Annotated in this window: 18 protein-coding genes; 2 read left to right on the forward strand and 16 right to left on the reverse strand. The window is 70.3% G+C overall.

Annotated elements, in window-relative coordinates; all coding sequences use genetic code 11:
• Positions 1-38 precede the first annotated feature (38 nt).
• The 16 genes from ACFXGJ_RS08685 to ACFXGJ_RS08760 form a co-directional block, all read right to left on the reverse strand.
• Positions 39-1,364, reverse strand: a complete 1,326-nt coding sequence (locus tag ACFXGJ_RS08685; RefSeq protein WP_378617945.1) for an MFS transporter — start codon at positions 1,362-1,364, stop codon at positions 39-41.
• Between the two features lie 72 nt (positions 1,365-1,436).
• Positions 1,437-2,294, reverse strand: a complete 858-nt coding sequence (locus ACFXGJ_RS08690; RefSeq protein WP_378617946.1) for a DUF72 domain-containing protein — start codon at positions 2,292-2,294, stop codon at positions 1,437-1,439.
• A gap of 142 nt (positions 2,295-2,436) precedes the next feature.
• Positions 2,437-2,931 (reverse strand): hypothetical protein, encoded by a 495-nt coding sequence (locus ACFXGJ_RS08695; protein WP_378617947.1) that lies wholly within the window; start codon positions 2,929-2,931, stop codon positions 2,437-2,439.
• Positions 2,932-2,991: 60 nt separating this feature from the next.
• Positions 2,992-3,852, reverse strand: a complete 861-nt coding sequence (locus ACFXGJ_RS08700) for an alpha/beta fold hydrolase (RefSeq protein ID WP_378617948.1) — start codon at positions 3,850-3,852, stop codon at positions 2,992-2,994.
• A gap of 45 nt (positions 3,853-3,897) precedes the next feature.
• Complete coding sequence (locus tag ACFXGJ_RS08705) at positions 3,898-5,196, reverse strand: HAD family hydrolase (protein ID WP_378617949.1); 1,299 nt, start codon at positions 5,194-5,196, stop codon at positions 3,898-3,900.
• A 56-nt stretch (positions 5,197-5,252) separates the two neighbouring features.
• Complete coding sequence (gene eutC, locus ACFXGJ_RS08710) at positions 5,253-6,026, reverse strand: ethanolamine ammonia-lyase subunit EutC (RefSeq protein WP_378617969.1); 774 nt, start codon at positions 6,024-6,026, stop codon at positions 5,253-5,255.
• Between the two features lie 2 nt (positions 6,027-6,028).
• Positions 6,029-7,441 (reverse strand): ethanolamine ammonia-lyase subunit EutB, encoded by a 1,413-nt coding sequence (locus ACFXGJ_RS08715; protein WP_378617950.1) that lies wholly within the window; start codon positions 7,439-7,441, stop codon positions 6,029-6,031.
• A complete protein-coding gene (gene eat / locus ACFXGJ_RS08720; RefSeq protein ID WP_378617951.1) occupies positions 7,438-8,871 on the reverse strand; it encodes an ethanolamine permease in 1,434 nt (477 codons plus the stop codon). The genes ACFXGJ_RS08715 and eat overlap by 4 nt, the downstream gene beginning before the upstream one ends.
• Before the next feature lie 89 nt (positions 8,872-8,960).
• Positions 8,961-9,518 (reverse strand): DUF779 domain-containing protein, encoded by a 558-nt coding sequence (locus tag ACFXGJ_RS08725; RefSeq protein ID WP_378617952.1) that lies wholly within the window; start codon positions 9,516-9,518, stop codon positions 8,961-8,963.
• A 94-nt stretch (positions 9,519-9,612) separates the two neighbouring features.
• Entirely contained in the window at positions 9,613-11,136 is a 1,524-nt protein-coding gene (gene adh / locus ACFXGJ_RS08730) for an aldehyde dehydrogenase (RefSeq protein WP_378617953.1), read from the reverse strand.
• Between the two features lie 82 nt (positions 11,137-11,218).
• On the reverse strand, positions 11,219-12,526 hold the full coding sequence (locus ACFXGJ_RS08735; protein ID WP_378617954.1) for a transcriptional regulator: 1,308 nt from the start codon (positions 12,524-12,526) through the stop codon (positions 11,219-11,221).
• Between the two features lie 69 nt (positions 12,527-12,595).
• A complete protein-coding gene (gene mftG, locus ACFXGJ_RS08740) occupies positions 12,596-14,053 on the reverse strand; it encodes a mycofactocin system GMC family oxidoreductase MftG (RefSeq protein WP_378617955.1) in 1,458 nt (485 codons plus the stop codon).
• 5 nt (positions 14,054-14,058) lie between these two features.
• Positions 14,059-15,456 carry a mycofactocin biosynthesis glycosyltransferase MftF gene (gene mftF / locus ACFXGJ_RS08745; RefSeq protein WP_378421481.1) on the reverse strand — a complete coding sequence of 466 codons (1,398 nt, stop codon included), beginning with the start codon at positions 15,454-15,456 and terminating at the stop codon, positions 14,059-14,061.
• A gap of 25 nt (positions 15,457-15,481) precedes the next feature.
• Positions 15,482-16,168 carry a mycofactocin biosynthesis peptidyl-dipeptidase MftE gene (gene mftE / locus ACFXGJ_RS08750; protein ID WP_378617956.1) on the reverse strand — a complete coding sequence of 229 codons (687 nt, stop codon included), beginning with the start codon at positions 16,166-16,168 and terminating at the stop codon, positions 15,482-15,484.
• Between the two features lie 10 nt (positions 16,169-16,178).
• Entirely contained in the window at positions 16,179-16,607 is a 429-nt protein-coding gene (locus ACFXGJ_RS08755; RefSeq protein WP_378617957.1) for an SRPBCC domain-containing protein, read from the reverse strand.
• Positions 16,591-17,211: a CGNR zinc finger domain-containing protein gene (locus ACFXGJ_RS08760; RefSeq protein ID WP_378617958.1), complete on the reverse strand. Its 621-nt coding sequence runs from the start codon at positions 17,209-17,211 to the stop codon at positions 16,591-16,593. The genes ACFXGJ_RS08755 and ACFXGJ_RS08760 overlap by 17 nt, the downstream gene beginning before the upstream one ends.
• 61 nt (positions 17,212-17,272) lie before the next feature.
• On the opposite strand from ACFXGJ_RS08760, the gene ACFXGJ_RS08765 reads away from it, so the two are divergent.
• Both ACFXGJ_RS08765 and ACFXGJ_RS08770 read left to right on the forward strand, forming a co-directional pair.
• Positions 17,273-17,878 carry a hypothetical protein gene (locus ACFXGJ_RS08765; RefSeq protein ID WP_378617959.1) on the forward strand — a complete coding sequence of 202 codons (606 nt, stop codon included), beginning with the start codon at positions 17,273-17,275 and terminating at the stop codon, positions 17,876-17,878.
• 51 nt (positions 17,879-17,929) lie between these two features.
• Positions 17,930-18,499, forward strand: a complete 570-nt coding sequence (locus tag ACFXGJ_RS08770; RefSeq protein ID WP_378617960.1) for a hypothetical protein — start codon at positions 17,930-17,932, stop codon at positions 18,497-18,499.
• Positions 18,500-18,503 lie beyond the last annotated feature (4 nt).

An 18,503-nucleotide genomic window follows, 5' to 3' on the forward strand; every position in this document is an offset into this window, starting at 1 on the left:
ACTGTGCAATGTCCGGACAGCCCCCGCACCGCGGACCCTCAGAGTGCGTGATCCTTGGTCTCGACCAGCGCCTTCGTGCAGAAGAAGCTCAGAACCGCGAGTCCGGCAAGCATCAGACCGATGGCGAAGCTGCCGTATGCGGAGGCCAGCGGCGCGGCGATCAGCGGGGGAATCGCGCCGCCGAGCACACCCGCCAGGTTGTAGCCCAGGCCGGCACCGGTGTAGCGGTACCTGGTCGCGAACATCTCGGGCAGCAACGCGCCGCACGGCCCGTACGCGATGCCGAAGATCGCCAGCGTGCCGAACATGCCCGCCGCGAACGCCACCGGCGAACCGGTGTCGAGGATCGGGAACAGCACCAGCGCCCACACCAGGGCCGCCACGCAGGACGCCATGATCACCTTGCGACGGCCGATCCGGTCGGAGTACAGCGCGGAGACGATGATCGCGATCCCGAAGACCACCGCCGAGGCGATCCCGATCGCGAGCACGAACGGGCGGCTGAAGCCGAGCGTCTTGGTCCCGTAGCTGGTGAGGAACGCGGTGCCCAGGTAGAAGAAGGCGAACAGGGTGGCCAGCGCGCCGGCCGAGAGCAGGATCTCCTTGCTCTGATAGCGCCAGGCGTCGAGGAACGGCAGCCCCTGCGGGGTCTCGCCGTCCCTCTTCGCCTGGTTGGCGCGGAACACCGGGGTCTCCTCGATCGCGAGGCGCATGTACAGACCGATGCCCACGAGCACGGCGGAGAACAGGAACGGCACTCGCCAGCCCCAGGCGAGGAAGGTCTCGTTCGAGTCGCCGAGCACGGCACCGGTGACGAGGAAGGTTCCGCTCGAGAGGATGAAGGCGATGGCCGGGCCGAGCTGCGGGAACATCGCGTACAGGCCGCGCTTGCCCGGCGGGGCGTACTCGGCGGTCAGCAGCGTCGCACCCGCCCATTCGCCGCCGACCGCGAAGCCCTGCCCGAATCGCAGCAGTACCAGGAGGATCGGGGCCGCGACGCCGATCGCAGTCGCGCTGGGCAGCAGTCCGATGAGCATGGTCGAGATGCCCATCAGCAGCAGCGTCGAGATCAGCGTCTTCTTGCGTCCGATCCGGTCGCCGTAGTGCCCGAAGAGCATCGCGCCGACCGGGCGCGCGATGAACGCGACGGCGAAGGTCGCGAACGACGCCACCGTGCCGGCGGTGGATCCGAGCGCCGGAAAGAACACCTTCGGGAAGACCAGCGCCGCGGCCGTTCCGTAGATGAAGAAGTCGTAGAACTCGATGGTGGTGCCGATACAACTCGCGACGGCCACTCGGCGCACGCTGGTCCGCGTCTGCGGCGGAGCGATCACCGTTCCCTCGGCTGGCGACACTGTCGTCATCTGTCCCTCTTCTCGCGCCATGTGCGACGCCCGGGCGGGCATCACCGACAACGAGGAAGGTAGTGACGTGGCTCACTCCCCGACTACCCCCGAAAAGGGGGTGGAGTGACCCGGGTCACCGAGCCGGTGCAGCAGAGCCATCGCGTCGAACGGTGCGTACCCCTTCGCGTCGTTGTCGAAGTACGCGAACACGTCCAGCCCCGCAGCCGTCCAGCCGCGGATCTTGGCAGCCCAGTTGTCCAGTGCCGCATCGGTGTAACCGCTCGCGTACAACTCGATGTCACCGTGCAGCCGAACGTAGACGAAGTCGGCGGTGGGTTCCTCGATGCGGGGGTATCTGCCGGCAGTGTCCGCCACGACGAGGGCGATGCCGTGCTCGCGGGCGAGCGCAGTCGCCGCCGGCACGGCGAAGCTGGGGTGCCGGACCTCGATGGCGTGACGCAGCGGACGTTCGACGGCGGCGACGGTGAGAACCCTGTCGTCGGAGAGCTTGTCGTCGCGACGCTGCGCGAGTACGCCCGCCTCCGTCGTCGTCCTCGGCAGCAGGGCGACGAAAGTGGTCAGGCGTTCGGCGTCGAACTGCAGATTCGGCGGGAGTTGCCACAGGATCGGCCCGAGCTTGTCGCTCAACGCCAGCACACCCGAGGCGAAGAAGTTCGCGAGAGCTGTCTCGACGTCGACCAGCCGCCTGACGTGGGTGATGTAGCGACCGCCCTTGACCGCGAACACGAAGCCGTCCGGTGTCTCGTCTCGCCACTTCGCATAGCTGGACGGTCGCTGCAGTGCATAGAACGACCCGTTGATCTCGATCGAGGTCAACTGGTCGGCGGCGTACGCCAATTCCTTCCGATGGACCAGCCCGTCGGGATAGAAGCCGCCGCGCCACGCCGGGTACACCCACCCGGAGATGCCCACGCGGACGTCCGCCATACGCCGAAGTCTAGGTGGCGGGCAAGGCGGCAGGGTCGCGCACGAGGTGGTGGCGGTGTTCGTCGACGGGTTCCGCAGCCGCGATTGACGAGATGCCGGACCGGCCGTCACCGCTGACGGTCGGTCCGGCTTCGTGGCAGACCTAGCGGCCCGCGGCGCTGAGGATCTCCGTGCGCAGCTCCGACCACACCACCGCATAGGCGTCGGCGTCCTCGATCGAGCCCGAGAGCAATTCCTGGTAGCGCGCGAGCCGCGGCACGTAGGCAGAGACGTCGTCGAAGACGTCCGCTGCACGACGATCCAGGTCGGCGAGCTTGCCCGCATCGCCCGCCGCGTCGGCGAACTCGGCGTCGAGCGGCTCGAACCGCTCGACCACCTCGGCGAACAGGTCCTCGTCGATGGACACCCGCTCCGCGTCGAGCTGGTCGTCGAGCTCGGCCAGGCCCGGCTCGGTCAGCGCGACGGCGCCCTCGGCGCCCGCCTCGGCCCGGCCGGCCGCGACCAGGGCGTCGAGCGCGGCTTGCGCGGAGGCCTCCCCGACCCCGAGCTGTGCGGCCAGCACCGCCGGCGTCACGGCGCCCTTCAATCGCACCGTCTGCAGCAGGGCGAGCTCGTCGACGTTGCCGGCGAATGCCATGGGAGATCTCCTCGAAGAGTCGGTAGCCGCCGGCCGGTCGCCGGGACGGGCTCAATCCAACTACACGAGCGTGTCCAGGAAACCGCCGACCTCCGCCACGAACACCGCGTTGTCGTCGCCGGCCACCATGTGCCCGGCGGCCGAGACGTTGACCGCCGAGGCGTGCGGGATCAGGCCGAGCAGCTCGTCGACGCCGTCGACGCTCACGATGTCCGACTTGCCGCCGTGCACCAGCAGGGTGGGCACCGTGATCGCCCGGGCCGCAGCCACCATCCGGCCGTGATCGGCGGTCGGGCTGTCCGCGAGGCCACCGGGCCTCGTGAACGCGGGATCCCAGTGCCAGTACAGCCGACCGTTCGGGCGTTCGCGGACGTTGCGGCGCAGGCCCTCGATGTTCGCCGGTCGCTCCCGGTGCGGCTGATATGCGGCCACCGCGTCGGCGACCTCCTCCAGGCTGGCGAATCCGTCGGGGTTGCCGCGCATGAATTCCGCGATCCGCGCGACGCCCTCGGGCTCGACCTTCGGGGTGATGTCGACGAGCACCAGGCCTCGGGTCAGCCCCGGCCCCTCCCCTTCGCCGATCAGTCCCGTCATCCCACCGAGCGAGGCCCCGAACACCACCGGCACGGTACCGATCTGCTCGATCACCCCGCGCAGGTCACCGACCAGCGCGTCGAGCCGGTAGTCACCGTCGGGCGCCCAGTCGCTGTCGCCGTGACCGCGGGCATCGAGGGTGTAGACGGTCCAGCCGGACCGCGCCAGATTCGACGCGGCCCGGGACCAGGAGTGCCGCGTCTGACCGCCGCCGTGCAGCATGAGCACGGTGCCGCGAGAGTCAGAGCCCGCGGCGCCCTGCCAGCAGTCGGCGGCAATTGCTCCGACGCCGCCGCGGAATTCGATGCTCTGTCGGTTCTCCGTCACGGATGACAACATAGGAAACCCGCCCGGCCGACCGGCCGGGCACCCTCAGAAGACCGCGTCGACCTGGTCGGCGATCACCGTGCCGTCGGGACGGTGGACCGGTGCCTTCGCCCCGTCCGCCGCCGTGAACGCCGTGGTCGAGCAGGGGTACGGGGCGTCGGCCCGATCCTTCGGATCGAGGAACATCGGGTTCACCAACCAGCGGCCGTCGCCGTTGTCGTAGGCGTTGCACATCAGCTCGGCGTTGTTGCGGTTGATCACCAACCTTCCGCCGGTGGCGTCCGCCAGGAACGTGACATCGGTGACGGAGTCGCCTGCCGCGAACACCTGCCGACGCTCGGCGGGCAACGGGTCGAACGCTGCCGGGCCGTGCACCCCGAACACCACCTCGTTCACCTGGCACCGCTTGCCGTCGATGTAGGGGATCACCGAGTCGTCGCCGTCCGGTACGCCGCCGCATCCGACCAGGTGTCCGGTGAGCACGCCGTCCGCGACCACCGGCCGCACCCCCATCACCCGGTCGGGGGCGAGGCCGAGCTCACGGGCCCACACCCGCACCACCGGCTCAGCGGAGGCGGAGATGATCCGAACATCGAAACCATTGGTGCGCAACGTCTTCACCAGGTCCGCGATCTGCGGGTAGTAACGTACGTATCCGTCCACCTCGGTGCTGCCGACGGTCTGGTCGGCCCCCTCGGGTGCGGCCAGGTTCTCCGCCCGCGCCGCCTCCGCGAAGGCGGTCACCTCCGCCTCGGAGTGCCCGGCCATCAACTGCACGGCCCAGGCGTACGCCGCCTTGGTCCGGCGGTGGTCGTAGCCGTCGAATGCGGCCTGCCCGGACCGGGTCTTCTCGTCGAGCACCGCGACGATCTCGTCGGCGCAGTCGATGTCGGTGCTCGTCGGGAGCGCCTGCCCGGGTGCGGTCTCGGTCCCGCAGGCCGCCGACAGCGCACCCGCCGCGGCCGGGGTCAGGAACCGGCTGGTGTTCGCCCAGTCCGCACCGGCCGGCTGGAGGATCTTGTCGTGCGCGAGCATCCAGTAGGCGGTCGCGCTGCCGATGTCGTTCTTGACAACGGTGTTGTCCCAGTCGAAGAGGGCGAGCGGGGCACCGGCAGCGGCGTCGCCACCGCCCGAGCAGTCGCCCCGCTCCGCGATCAGGCGGTCGAGGACGGCGCGGTTGTCGCCGTACCACTGCAGCGCGGGATCCAGCCCGCCGCACTCGCTCGCCGCCGCGGTCGGTGCGGAATCGCCGATGCGGGTGTCGGTTCCGCACCCGGCGGTCAGCACCAGAGCGGCCGCGGCAGCACCGGCCCACATCGTGGTGCGGGCATGCGTCATCACCATGAATCACTCCTTGCCTTGTTTCGCAGATGTGAGGCGCGCCCGGCGGCGCAGCCAACTCACTCGATGGTCAGGACCTCACCCGAGGCCAGTGCGTCCGAACGCGAGGTGTCCTTGAGGTCGACGCCGGAGCGTCCCAGCCTGCGGGCGCCCGCGAGCAGTCCGGACACCACGCGTGCGGCCTGCTGGTACCCGAGCCCCTCGGGCGGGTGGATGTTGGAGATGCAATTCCGGTCGGCGTCGGTACGGCCCGGCCTCGGCAGGTGAGTGAGGTAGATGCCGAGGCTGTCGGCCACCGACAGTCCGGGACGCTCACCGATCAGGACGACGACTGTCGCGACACCCAGCGCCTCCGCGATGTGATCGCCGAGGGCCACCCGGGCCTCGGTCGCGATGACCGGAGGCGCCAACGAGTACCGGTCCGACAGCTCGCTCGTCAGCGCCGACAGCAGCGCGGCGCCGTGGTCTGCCAGCGCCCGCGGCGAAAGGCCGTCCGCGAGAACGAATCCCACCTCGGCCCCGCTGTGGGGTACGCCGGAGAGGTCGTCCGGCAGTCGCCCCAGGTCCGGCCGGCGGAGGTACTCGGCTCGGCTGGTGGCCCGGCTCGTCACCCGCGCGGTGGGACCCAGCCCGACAGCCTCGACCTGCCCGGCGAGCAGGTCGACGTCCAGCGGCTGGTGCACCGCGTCGCGGGCCGCGGCGTGCGCGGACCGGAACTCGAGGATCTGCTCGGTCGGCAGGGCGTCGCCGGCCCGGCCGAGACCGATCCGGGCCTGAGTGCTGCGCCTGAGCTCGGCCCAGAAATCCTGCGGCGTCTCCGGACTCTGCTCGATGCTCACAGTGCCCCCGTCAGCGCGCGCAGCGGCGAGGCCGCCGCATCCAACGGCAGTACCCGGCCGTTCCCGTCGACCATGCCCAGCTTCTGCAGCCAGGCCTCGAACTCCGGGGCGGGCCGCAGACCGAGCACCTGCCGCACGTACAGCGCGTCGTGGAAGCTCAGGCTCTGGTAGCCGAGCATCACGTCGTCGGCGCCGGGAACCGCGATCACGAAGGCCGCCCCGGCCACCCCGAGCAGGGTCAGCAGGGTGTCCATGTCGTCCTGGTCCGCCTCGGCGTGGTTCGTGTAACAGACGTCCACGCCCATCGGCAGGCCGAGCAGTTTGCCGCAGAAGTGGTCCTCGAGCCCGGCCCGGAGGATCTGCTTGCCGTCGTACAGGTACTCGGGCCCGATGAAGCCGACCACCGTGTTCACCAGCAGGGGCTCGAGGTCCCGCGCGACCGCGTACGCCCGCGTCTCGAGTGTCTGCTGATCGACGGGTCTGCCGCCGGTCCCGAGGTGCGCGCCCGCGCTGAGCGCCGAACCCTGCCCGGTCTCGAGGTACATCACGTTGTCACCGACGGTGCCGCGGCGCAGCGATCGTCCTGCGGCGTTGCCCTCACGCAGCAGCGAGATGTTCACGCCGAAGCCGGCATTCGCGCCCTCGGTCCCCGCGACGGACTGGAACACCAGGTCCACCGGTGCACCGGCGCCGATCAGGTCGATCGTGGTGGTCACGTGCGAGAGCACACAGGACTGGGTGGGGATCTCGAACCGCTGCCGGATCTCGTCGAGCAGATGCAGCAGGTCCGAAGTGGCGTGCGGCGAGTCGGTCGCCGGGTTGATCCCGATCACCGCGTCGCCGCACCCGAGCAGCAGGCCGTCCAGGGTCGCGGCGGCGATCCCCCGCGGGTCGTCGGTGGGGTGATTCGGCTGCAGACGGGTGCTGAGCCTGCCCGGCACGCCGATGGTGGTCCGGAATCCGGCGGTGACGACGGTCGCCCGGGCCACCGCGATCAGGTCCTGGTTGCGCATGATCTTGCTGACCGCCGCGACCATCTCCGGAGTGAGGCCCGGCGCGACCGCCCGCAACGCCTGAGCGGCGCCCTCACCGGCCGCCGTCGACAACAGCCAGTCCCGCAGACCACCGACGGTGAGATGCGAAATCTGTTGATAGGCCACGCGATCGTGCGAGTCGATGATCAGCCGGGTGACCTCGTCGTCCTCGTACGGCACCAGCAGTTCCTGGAGGAACACGTCGAGCGGGATGTCCGCCAGAACCCACTGCGCCGCGGCTCGTTCCGCATCCGAACCGGCGGCGCAGCCGGCCAGTTCGTCTCCACTACGCAGTGGGGTGGCCTTCGCCATCAGGTCGACGAGACCATCGAAGGAGTAGCTGGTTCCGCCGATTGTCTTCGTGTACACGGTCATTCGAGCTCCTCCTCCGCTTCTGCCAGGATCGCGAACTCCTCGTCCGGCGAGTTCGCCACCAGGTGGTGCCTGCTGTAGAAGCCGAAGTAGGCCATGAAGCCGGCGAACGCGGCCACGGTCCACAGCGCCGCGGTGGGGTCGACGAGGAACGTCGCGATCACTGCGGCGGACGCGATCACGAGGGCGAACGACGTCGTGACGATGCCGCCGGGGGTGCGGTACGGGCGCGGCATGTCGGGCTCGCGGCGGCGCAACACGATGTGGCTGATCATCATCAGCACGTAGCTCACCGCGGCGCCGAGCACCGCCATGTTGAGCAGCATCGCGCCTTCGCCGGTGAGCGACAGCACGAAGCCGACGATGCCGGGAACGATCAGCGCCAGTGTGGGTGCCTTGCGCGAGTTGGTCACCGACAGCCGGGTCGGCAGGTATCCGGCGCGCGAGAGCGCGAAGGTCTGCCGGGAGTACGCGTACATGATCGAGAAGAAGCTGGCGACCAGACCGGCGAGACCGATGTAGTTGACGACCTTCGCCGCGGTCCCGTCGCCGAGGGCCTGCACCAGCGGGTTACCCGAGGTGGACAGCGCCTCCGCGCCGAGCGCGCCGGTCGCGAGGAACAGCACCGACGCCCCAGTCACGATCAGGAGGAGCATGCTGATGATGATTCCCTTGGGAACGTTCTTCTCCGGTTCGCGGGCCTCCTCCGCTGCGAGCGGGACGCCCTCGACGGCCAGGAAGAACCAGATCGCGAAGGGCACCGCCGCCCAGATCCCGAAGGCGCCGAACGGCAGGAAGCTGGAACTGCCCGCGGCGGACGCGTCGACCGGGATGTCGGTGAGGTTGCCCGCGTCGAACAGCCCCCACGCCGAGACCGCGAAGACGACGAGTCCGACCAGCGCGATCGCGGTGATCACGAACATGGCCTTGAGTGCCTCCCCCGCACCGGTGAGGTGGATGCCGATGAAGATCGCGTAGACCGCCAGGTACACCCACCAGCCGTCGTGGATCCCGAACAGTCCGAGCGACTCGACGTAGCCACCGATGAAGGTGGCGATGGCGGCGGGAGCGATCGCGTACTCGATGAGAATCGCTGTGCCGGTAGCGAACCCACCCCACGGCCCGAGGGCCCGTCGCGCGAAGGTGTAGCCGCCACCGGCGGCGGGGAGCGCGGACGACATCTCCGCCATACCGAGCACCATCGCCAGGTACATGCCCGCGATCACGATCGCGGCGATCAGCAGGCCGCCGAAGCCACCCTCGGCCAGGCCGTTGTTCCAGCCCGCGTAATCGCCCGAGATCACGTAGCTCACGCCAAGGCCGGCGAGCAGCAACCAGCCCGCGGAACCCGATCTCAGGGTCCGTTTCGCGAGGTACTCACTGTCCTCGGTATGGAAGTCCTCGTGCTGCGTCTTCTTCGTGGTGATCGCCATGGCGACCTCCTTCTCATCGAGAATCTTCACACGGCGGCCCGCGCGGCCGCCAGCGGCGTCGCGTCGAACCACAGCATTGAGTGATCAAGTCAGCTATCGATTGCCGGTGCGTTACCACCGCGTGCCGGCACCGGACAGGCGTCGGCGGCCTCCGCCACCACCTGAGGTTCCGTGGGTGGGACCGGCCTGCTGCCGGACGCCCAGCCCTCCCCGGTAACCAGATCCCCGTCGGCGAGGGCGTCGATCTCGGCCGGGGCGAAGGCCCGCGCCCGACTGAGGAACCGCATGCCCTCCGGCGCCTCGAGGCTGAACCCCGAGCCGCGGCCGGGGACCACGTCGAGCACCAGCTGGGTGTGCTTCCACACCTCGAACTGCGGTCCCGAGATCCACACCGGGACCGCGTCGGCGTCGGGGGGCAGGCCCGCCCGAACCTCCCCCACGCCCAGGCGCAGGTCCAGCAGGCCCACCAGGACGTCGCGGTCGCCGACGATGAATTCACCTGCGGGATAACACATCGGCGCCGAACCGTCGCAGCAGCCACCGGACTGGTGCATCATCAGCGGTCCGTGTGCGGCGCGGAGGCGACGAAGCAGGTCGACCGCTCCGGCGGTGGCGACGATGCGGCCGGGCGTCGTCGTGTCGGTCATCAGGTCCTCCGTGCACCGCTGGTGGGAAACCGGGGCGTCCGCCGAGGGGCGGAGGGTGCGACGGGCGCCCCGGCCGTTCACGTTGCCGCGTGGCTCAGAAGAAGCCCTGAGCCTTCGGCGCGTAGCTGACCAGGAGGTTCTTGGTCTGCTGGTAGTGGTCGAGCATCATGTGGTGGTTCTCGCGGCCGATACCGGACTGCTTGTAGCCGCCGAACGCCGCGTGCGCGGGGTACTGGTGGTAGGTGTTCGTCCACACCCGGCCGGCCTGGATGTCGCGGCCGGCCCGGTAGGCGACGCCGCCGTCGCGCGACCACACACCCGCGCCGAGACCGTAGAGGGTGTCGTTGGCGATCTCGATCGCCTCGGCGTAGTCCTTGAAGGAGGTCACCGACACCACCGGGCCGAAGATCTCCTCCTGGAAGATCCGCATCTTGTTGTGGCCGGTGAAGACCGTCGGCTGAATGTAGAAGCCGCCGGACAGGTCGCCACCGAGATCGGCCCGCTCGCCGCCGGTGATCAGCTGCGCGCCCTCGGCCTTGCCGATCTCGATGTACGAGAGGATCTTCTCGAACTGGTCGTTGCTGGCCTGGGCGCCGATCATCGTGTCGGTGTCGAGCGGGTCGCCCTGCCGGACGGCCTTGGTGCGGATCGCGGCCATCGCCAGGAACTCGTCGAAGATGTCGGCCTGGATCAGCGAACGCGACGGGCAGGTGCAGACCTCGCCCTGGTTGAGGGCGAACATCGTGAAGCCCTCGAGGGCCTTGTCCTGGTAGTCGTCGTTGGCGGCGAGCACGTCGGAGAAGAAGATGTTCGGGCTCTTGCCGCCGAGCTCGAGGGTGACCGGGATCAGGTTCTGCGAGGCGTACTGCATGATCAGCCGGCCGGTGGTGGTCTCACCGGTGAACGCGATCTTCTTGATCCGCGGGCTCGACGCGAGCGGCTTGCCCGCCTCCGTGCCGAAGCCGTTGACGATGTTGACGACACCGGGCGGCAGCAGATCGCCGATGATGCCGAACAGGTAAAGGATCGACGCCGGGGTCTGCTCGGCTGGCTTGAGGACAACCGCGTTGCCCGCCGCGAGTGCGGGCGCGAGCTTCCACACCGCCATCAGAATGGGGAAGTTCCACGGGATGATCTGACCGACCACGCCCAGCGGCTCGTGGAAGTGGTAGGCGACGGTCTCGGAGTTGATCTCCGACAGCGAACCCTCCTGCGCGCGAATGGCTCCCGCGAAGTAGCGGAAGTGGTCGACGGCGAGGGGGATGTCCGCGTTGAGGGTCTCGCGGATCGGCTTGCCGTTGTCCCAGGACTCGGCGAGCGCGATCGACTCGAGGTTCTCCTCGATGCGGTCGGCGATCTTGTTGAGGATCACCGCGCGTTCGGCAACGGACGTCTTGCCCCAGCTCGGTGCGGCGGCGTGCGCGGCGTCGAGGGCCAGGTCGATGTCCTCCGCGGTGCTGCGCGGGATCTCGCAGAAGACCTGACCGGTGACCGGGGTCGCGTTCTCGAAGTACTGCCCCTTGGTCGGCGCGATCCACTCGCCGCCGATGTAGTTGCCGTAACGCGGCTGGAAGGACATGAGTGCCTCGGGTGTACCCGGGCGGGCGTAGACGGTCATCGGGACTCCTTACCGTGTTGTCGCTGGTGTGATCCGGAACACTACGAGCCCGATGGTTGCAACTACGTTGCGTACGCCGGACTCATCGGCTCAGCTGCCCGTCGAGCAGGGCAATCCTGGCCCCGACCTGGGCATACATCGGGGAATCGGGGTCGAGAGAGGAGAGGTACGCGGCCCAGGCCGACGCGTCCTCACGCCCCTCCACGGTGGCCGTCCACCGGGCGAGCAGCGTCCGGTCGCCGGCGCGCAGCAGGGCCGCCTGCATCCGGCCGCGCAACTGGGCCCGGATGTCCTCGATGCCGGGCGCCACCGACCCCGGCAGGACCGGCCCCCGATAGACGGTGAGCGCTCCGGCGGCATCCCCCTGTTCGAGCGAGCGACGGACCTCGTCGACGTCGGAGCTCAGTTCGGTGAGCAGTCGGTACGGCCGGGACCCTAGACCCTCCGCCCCGAAAACTTTTCGCAGACGGGACATCTCGGCGCGGATCGTGACCGAGTCCAGTTCGGACTCGTCGAGCAGGATGGCGAGTTGGTCCGAGCTCAGGCCCTCGGGGTGGTCCGCGAGCAGAAGCAGGATCTCCGCGTGCCGCCGCGACAGCGGTATCCGCTCACCGTCCCGGACCAGGGTGGGCCGCTCCGAGCCGAGGACCGCCAGCCGGGGCGGCGCCGCGCCGAGCAGCCTGGGCGAGTTGAGCAGGTGCAACCGCAACTCGGACTCCGCGGCCGCGACCGTGGCGCGCACCAGCGCGAGCACCTCCGGCACCGCGACCCGGGGACCTCCGGTGATGTCGATGGCGCCGAGGATCTGCCCGCTCATCGGGTCGTGCACGGGCGCCGCCGAACAACTCCAGTCGTGCACGTTGCGGCTGAAATGTTCGGCCCCGAAGATCTGCACGCAGTGATCGACGGCGAGCGCGGTACCGGGCGCGTTGGTGCCGACGCGCTCCTCGCTCCAGTCCGCACCCTCCACGAAGTTCATCGCGAGCGCCCGATCCTTCGCCACCCTGTCGCCCTCGACCCACAGCAACCGGCCCGCGGCATCGCTGATCGCCACGAGGAGTCCGGTGTCCGCGGCGTCCTCGACGAGAAGCTTGCGCACGACCGGCCGGATCAGGGCCATCGGGTGCGAGTCGCGGTACTCGTCGAGTTCGCGGGCGCCCATGTCGCCCGACTCGTCGATACCGTCGGGATCGATGCCGCGGCTGCGGCTGCGCAGCCAGGAGTCGAACACCACCGGTCGCACCGGGGACGCGTCCGGCCGACCGGCAACGGACGACCGCCCGCTGTCGACGAACGAGCGGTGCGCGGTCGACACCGTGCGGGCGAGTACCGCGATGTCCTCATCTGGTCGGACGGCCACCCACGGGTTGCCGTTCGGAGTTCTGGCCAATCGATTCCCTCCGTGACGTCCCCACTACTGTAACGCGGGTCACAGCGCCTGCGGGCGCAGGTCCGCTGGTCAGGCGTCCAGGAAGTCGGCTACCCGCTCGGCGATCATCACCGCGGTGGCGTGTGGGCCGCGCGAGGTCAGGGCGGGCATCACCGAGGTGTCAGCCACCGACAACCCGTCGACACCGAGCACCCGGCACCGGTCGTCGACCACCGCGGCTGCGTCGTCGGCGGCGCCCATCCGGCAGCTGCCGGACAGGTGCATCGAGGTCCCCAGATTCTCGAACGTCCCGGTCGCGGCGGGAACCGCGGGGATCGGCACGACGAGTCGTGCGTACCCCGGCGAGGCCAGCAGGTCCCGCGCGAGCTCGAGCCCGGACCGCATGGCCGCGCGGTCCTCCGCCGACCGCAGGTAGTGGTACCGCACGAGCGGCGGAACGGCAGGATCGGCCGACTGCAGCACCACCTCGCCACGACTCTCCGGGCGCATGAGCGCCACCCCGATGCGCCCCACCGGGTCGTCCAGCCCGGAGATGACGTCACCGAAAGGTGCCGTGTACGGACGCAATTCGATGCCATCGGCCTCGAGCACCACCTCGAGGATCGCGCGTGTGGGCTCGTGCGGGGACGGTTGCACGAGCCGGCACCCGACGGTCACCTCGGGGTGGTCCTCGAATCCCTGTCCGACGCCGGGCCGGTCCACGACCACGGGCATTCCGAGCGCCGAAAGCTGCTGCGCCGGACCAATTCCCGAGTGCATCAGCAGGTGCGGTGTACCCACCGCGCCTGCACACAACACCACGGTCCGGGCGCGCAGCACCCGGCTCCGCGGGCCTACTCCGACCTCCACCCCGACCGCTCGGCCGCCGTCGACGACCACTCGGCGAGCGACCACCCCGGTGCGCACTCGCAGGTTCGGGCGACCGGCTGCGGGACCGAGGTACGCCGCGGCGGTGCTCACCCGGGCACCCGACGCGGCATTGAGCGGGACCGGACCGGCCCCCGCGGCGTCGGGCTCGTTGAGGTCGGCGCGGTAGCCGAAGCCCGCCGCCGCGGCGGCGTCGAGGAAGGCCGCGCTGATCGGGTGCTGCGCCGCGGCCGCCGTCCGCGTGATCGGAATCGGTCCACTGTCGCCGTGCCAACGCCGGTCGCCGAAAGGGTCCGTCTCGAGCCTCCGGAAGTACGGCAGCACCTCGGCGTACGACCAGCTCGCCGGCCAGGACTCGAAGTCCGCGGCGGTACCTCGCACGAAGTAGCCGCCGTTGACGGCGCCGGAGCCGCCCAGGGTCCGGCCACGTGCGACGGTGACTCCCCGGCCCGGTTGCAGTTCACCGGGATAGCGCCACACCAGCGGACTGCCGGGGCCCACCGGCAGGGTTCCGATCGGCCCGGACCGAGCGCCGTCCGGGCCTGCCTCCACGAGAACGACTGTGCGGTCGGGATTTTCGCTCAGCCGGGCCGCGACCACACACCCCCCGGAACCACCGCCGACCACGATCACGTCGGCCACCGGTTCCGAGCCCGGCACCCCGGTCAGCCGTTCAGGCGCGGGGTCAGCGCCGCGGCGCTGCGTTCGCCGACCGCGCCCCGCCACAGTCCGGCGCCGTAGGCGAGGTCGTCGAGTCGTTTGAACACCACGTGCCGGACCGGTCCGAGCCCGCCGGGCTCGCGGTGCGTCCACCAGTCGGCCGCGCCCTCGGCGACCGCCACCGCGATCACCGCGCGGCGCACCCGCGGGGAGAGCACGGCCGCGACGACGGTGACCGGCCAGTAGTGTCTGCACATCGCGGACGCGAGTTGCCAGGCCCCGCCGGCAAGCCCCTGGACCGCCAGCACCACCGCGATGCGGGTCGGTTTGTCCAGTTCCCCGAACGTGCGGCGCAGCCGGATCACGGTGACCACCTGCGTACCGATCGCCGCCAGCAGCCCGATCCGCGTGCAGGTCGCCGCGAGCAGCCACGCCACCAGGGTCCAGGCGGACATCGCGACCGGCGGCACCTGACCCTCGTGCCGGGCGGCGAGCGGGGCGGCACCGGTGCCGTAGAACATCTTGCGACCGAACCAGGTGCGGAACGAGACCCGATGGTCGTGGGCGACATGGGCGATCGGCTCGTACCGGAGCCGCCAGCCCGCGGCGTGCAGACGCCAGCACAGGTCGACGTCCTCGGCCACGTGCATGGCATCGTCGAAGCCGCCGCACTCCTCGAGCGCGCGCCGCCGCACCAGCATCGCCGCGCTGGGCACGTACGACACCGCGCTGCCGGCGCGCACCGGGCCTTCCTTGCGACCGAGGTCCAGCGAGGATCGCGCGTGCTCGTACCGGGCGATCGCCCCGCCCTCGGGTGTGAGCGCGATGATGCGTGGTGCAACCATGGCAACGGCGGGATCACTGAAGTGACCGAGCATGGATTCGAGCCAGCCGACCCGGGGCACCACGTCCGAGTCCAGAAACGCCACGAATTCTGTTGTTGCGGAGGAAAGTCCGGTGTTCCGAGCCGCCGCGGGACCCTGCGAGGCATCGTGCCGGAGCACCCGTACGCTGCCGCGACCGTCGTCGACCGGCGGCGGGGTGACGGGGTGATCCGACCCGTCGTCCACCACGATGACCGACAGTCCGCGCAGCGCGGGCAGCAGACGGTTCAGGCCCGCGGTGTTGTTCCGGACGGGGATGACGACGGTGACGTCCTGGCTCGGCGGCGAGCTCATCGGCCGCGGGTTCGCCACCCCGGAGTCGAGCAGGTGCCGCGCGACGGCGGCGGACTGCGGGTCCACCACCTTCAGGTAGCCGTCACCGATCATCGCGGCGGCGGTCGGCGCGAGCTTGAGCATTCGGGTCGGCGAACCGCCGATGAGCACGCGCCCGTCGGAAAAGGTGCGCACCTTCGGGTCGATTCTCACCCCGAACCCGTCGGGCAGTCGAGCTTGGCGCATCAGGTGATCGTATTCGGATCTGCTCTCACCGCAACATGCCACGATCGTCCGGTTGCCACCGCGCGAGGGCAGCCGCACCTCGCGCCACCATCTGCTCGAACATGCGTGCGCCCGCGATCGCGTCCGCTGCCGTCGGGTCGCCGAGCACCCCGTTGTCACTGACCGCCCCGACGCCGCCGCGGCGCATCGCGGGCATGATCTCGCCTATCGGCCGCAGGTCCCCCGGTTCGGCCAGGTCAAGACGCACCACCTCCGGTGAAATATGCAGCAGTAGAGACGTTTCCGTATGACCGGCATGGGCGTCCGCCCCGGGAACCGCGCACGGCAGCCAGGCCACGTCCCGACCCTCGTACCGCAACAGCGCGACCGCCTCGGCGAGTGCCGGGGCGTTGCCGCCGTGTCCGTTCACCAGCAACACGCGCGGGGACCAGCGACACGCCGACCGCCCGTACTCGACGACGACCGACTGGAGCACCGCACTGCCGATCGACACGGTTCCCGCGAATCCCTCGTGTTCCCCGCTGGCCCCGTAGGCGATGGCCGGCGCCAGGGTCAGTCCGGGCAGCGCGGCGGCAACGGCGACGGCGATCCGGGTGTCGGTGTCGAGCGGCAGGTGGGGACCGTGCTGTTCGAGCGAACCCACCGGGACCGCGAGGGCCGGGACCGCCTCGGCGATCTCGGGCGACGTGGCGACGGCGAGGGGCTCGGGCATGCCCGAAATGCTATGCCTCCTGGTCGCGCGACTGCGCCAGCGCCGCCTCCAGCCCTGCCATCACGCACTGCCAGTACGTCCGCTGGGAGGCGCGCTCGGCGGCACTGGTCAGGCGCTCCTGATGGAACCGAATCGTCGTGCCCGTCGCCGCCGACCGCACCGTCACCTGGACGGTGCTGTCGTGAGTCCAGGACGGCGGGCGCCAGGTGAGCCGGATTCGGTCGTGGTCTCGGTGGCTGCGCAGTTCGCCGCGGGTGCCGTCGTCCGCGGTCCACGACCCGCCCGGACGGTCCGGCAGCCGCGCACCCTCCCCCAGCCAGGCGGCGGGATTTCCGGCGACCGTCCGCCAGACCTCCTCGAGCTGGTACGGCAACGTCTTCGACACGCCGATCTCCCAGCCCACGTCCTTGCTCAGGCCCACCTCACGCACCCCGGTCATCGCGCGTCTCCGTCCGTCGTCTCGTTCGTGCCTTGTCCCGGTTTCCGCAGCGCGCCATGGCGCACCAACGCCTGGTACCCGGCCGCGACGTGTCGACGAACGGCAGCGGGCAGTCCGGTGCCGCGCAGCGTCGGACACGCTCACGCAGGGGCCCACCCGCCAGCGCGATGGCGTCCCGGGCCAAGGTGGAGAGGAGTTGGGACGCCGCGATCGGCGTCGCGACGGTGAGCCCGCCGTCGCCGAGCCGGGGCGCGAGGTCGGGCCGACTCGCGTACGCGTTCAGAGCCGTGACGTCGGTGCGGTCGACGGCCGCGCCGTCGGCAAGCCTGTCGATGCTGCGCCACAACACTTCCCGCAACTCGATCGCGGCCTCGAGATCCGCGTCCGTGACCACCATCTCGGACAGCGGGACGGCGTCGCGCACGAGCCGCGAGGCGACGGCCCACGCCGCCAGGTCTTCGGGGCGATGCAGGGACTCCCACCGGGCGCGGTCGCCGAGGCCACCGGTGTAGACGAAGTCGATGCAGGCCGCACCGGTGACCACCGAGAACTCGACGCCCTCGCGTGACCTCAGGGGTACCGCCCAGGTCGACCCACTCTCCATGTCACCACTTTAACCGGTTACCCGGCCTGTTGTTACCCTTCCGTCGAACCGAGGAGGTCCGATGACCCTCGACCGAATGCCGCTCACGGGGTTTGGCGTCGTCAACTTCGAGCTGATGCTGCTGCGGCGGATGAACGACTACCAGCCCGCCCTCGTCACGGCCGCGATGAAGACCCTCGGCAAGAGCGGGACCGACCTTCGCGCGGCGCACGCCCAGTGGCAGCGCGGTCTGCGCGGGCACTTTCCCGGTGGGGCCACCCGGTACCGCCTCGCGCTGGGGTCGCCCGCGGTCGTGACCACTCGCAGGGTGCCGCTCGTCGGCGAGCTGACCGTCGAGGCCTGGCCGATGCCGTTGTGGCCCGGCCTGCAGTTCCAGGTCACTTCGGGCCCCGGTGGTGCCGTGGTCGACGAGCGGCTCGCCCGGATCGCCGGCTCCCCCGCGCCGGCGATCGCCACACCGGAGGATCTGCGGCCGTGGATCGTCACCGTCGACGACCTCGAAATCGCATGCGCACCAGTCCGCTATCGCGCGGCCGCGGGCCCCGTCGCGAGCCACGTCACGGCCGAGTTCGCGGCGCCGGACGGCACGACGTGCCGGGCGCAGTTCTCCTGGGGACTCCTGCAGACCGCCCTCCCCACGGGCGACGGGAACCATCATGCGGCCTGACCGACGGCCGGTTCCCATCACCCCGGGGTGAGATCGGCGAGAATGGCCGGCATGGCCGGGGACCTGGACTCGCACGCGTCGACGATCATGCTCATCCGGCACGCCGAACGACCCGACGGCGACCACCCTCCGTTCGGCGTGGACGAGGCGGGTGCCCGCTGCGACGAATCGCTCACGCCCACCGGCTGGCAGCGGGCCCACGCCCTGGTCGGCCTGTTCGCACCGGACGCCGCCGGTTCTGCCTCGGGACTGGCGCGGCCGGTCGCGTTGTTCGCATCGACCCCGAGGAAGAAGAACGGCAGCAGGCGGCCGGTGCAAACGGTGACCCCGCTCGCCGCTGCGCTCGGCGTCACCGTGGACACCGGCTTCGGCAGGTCCGACATCAAGGCACTCGCCAAGACCCTGGTGCGCACGCCCGGCCCGGTGCTGGTTTCCTGGCAACGCGAGTACCTGCCCGAGATCGTCGCTGCCATCGGCAGCGTGGACACCGACGTCCCCGACCCGTGGCCGGAGGATCGCTACGACGTGGTGTGGGTGCTGACCCGAACCGGCTCGAAGAGATGGACGTTGCGCCAGACACCGCAGAACCTGCTGCCGGGCGACCTCCCGACCGGCATCTGAGCGC

It is taken from the genome of Rhodococcus sp. NPDC059234, assembly GCF_042754225.1.
GTDB lineage: Bacteria > Actinomycetota > Actinomycetes > Mycobacteriales > Mycobacteriaceae > Rhodococcus_G.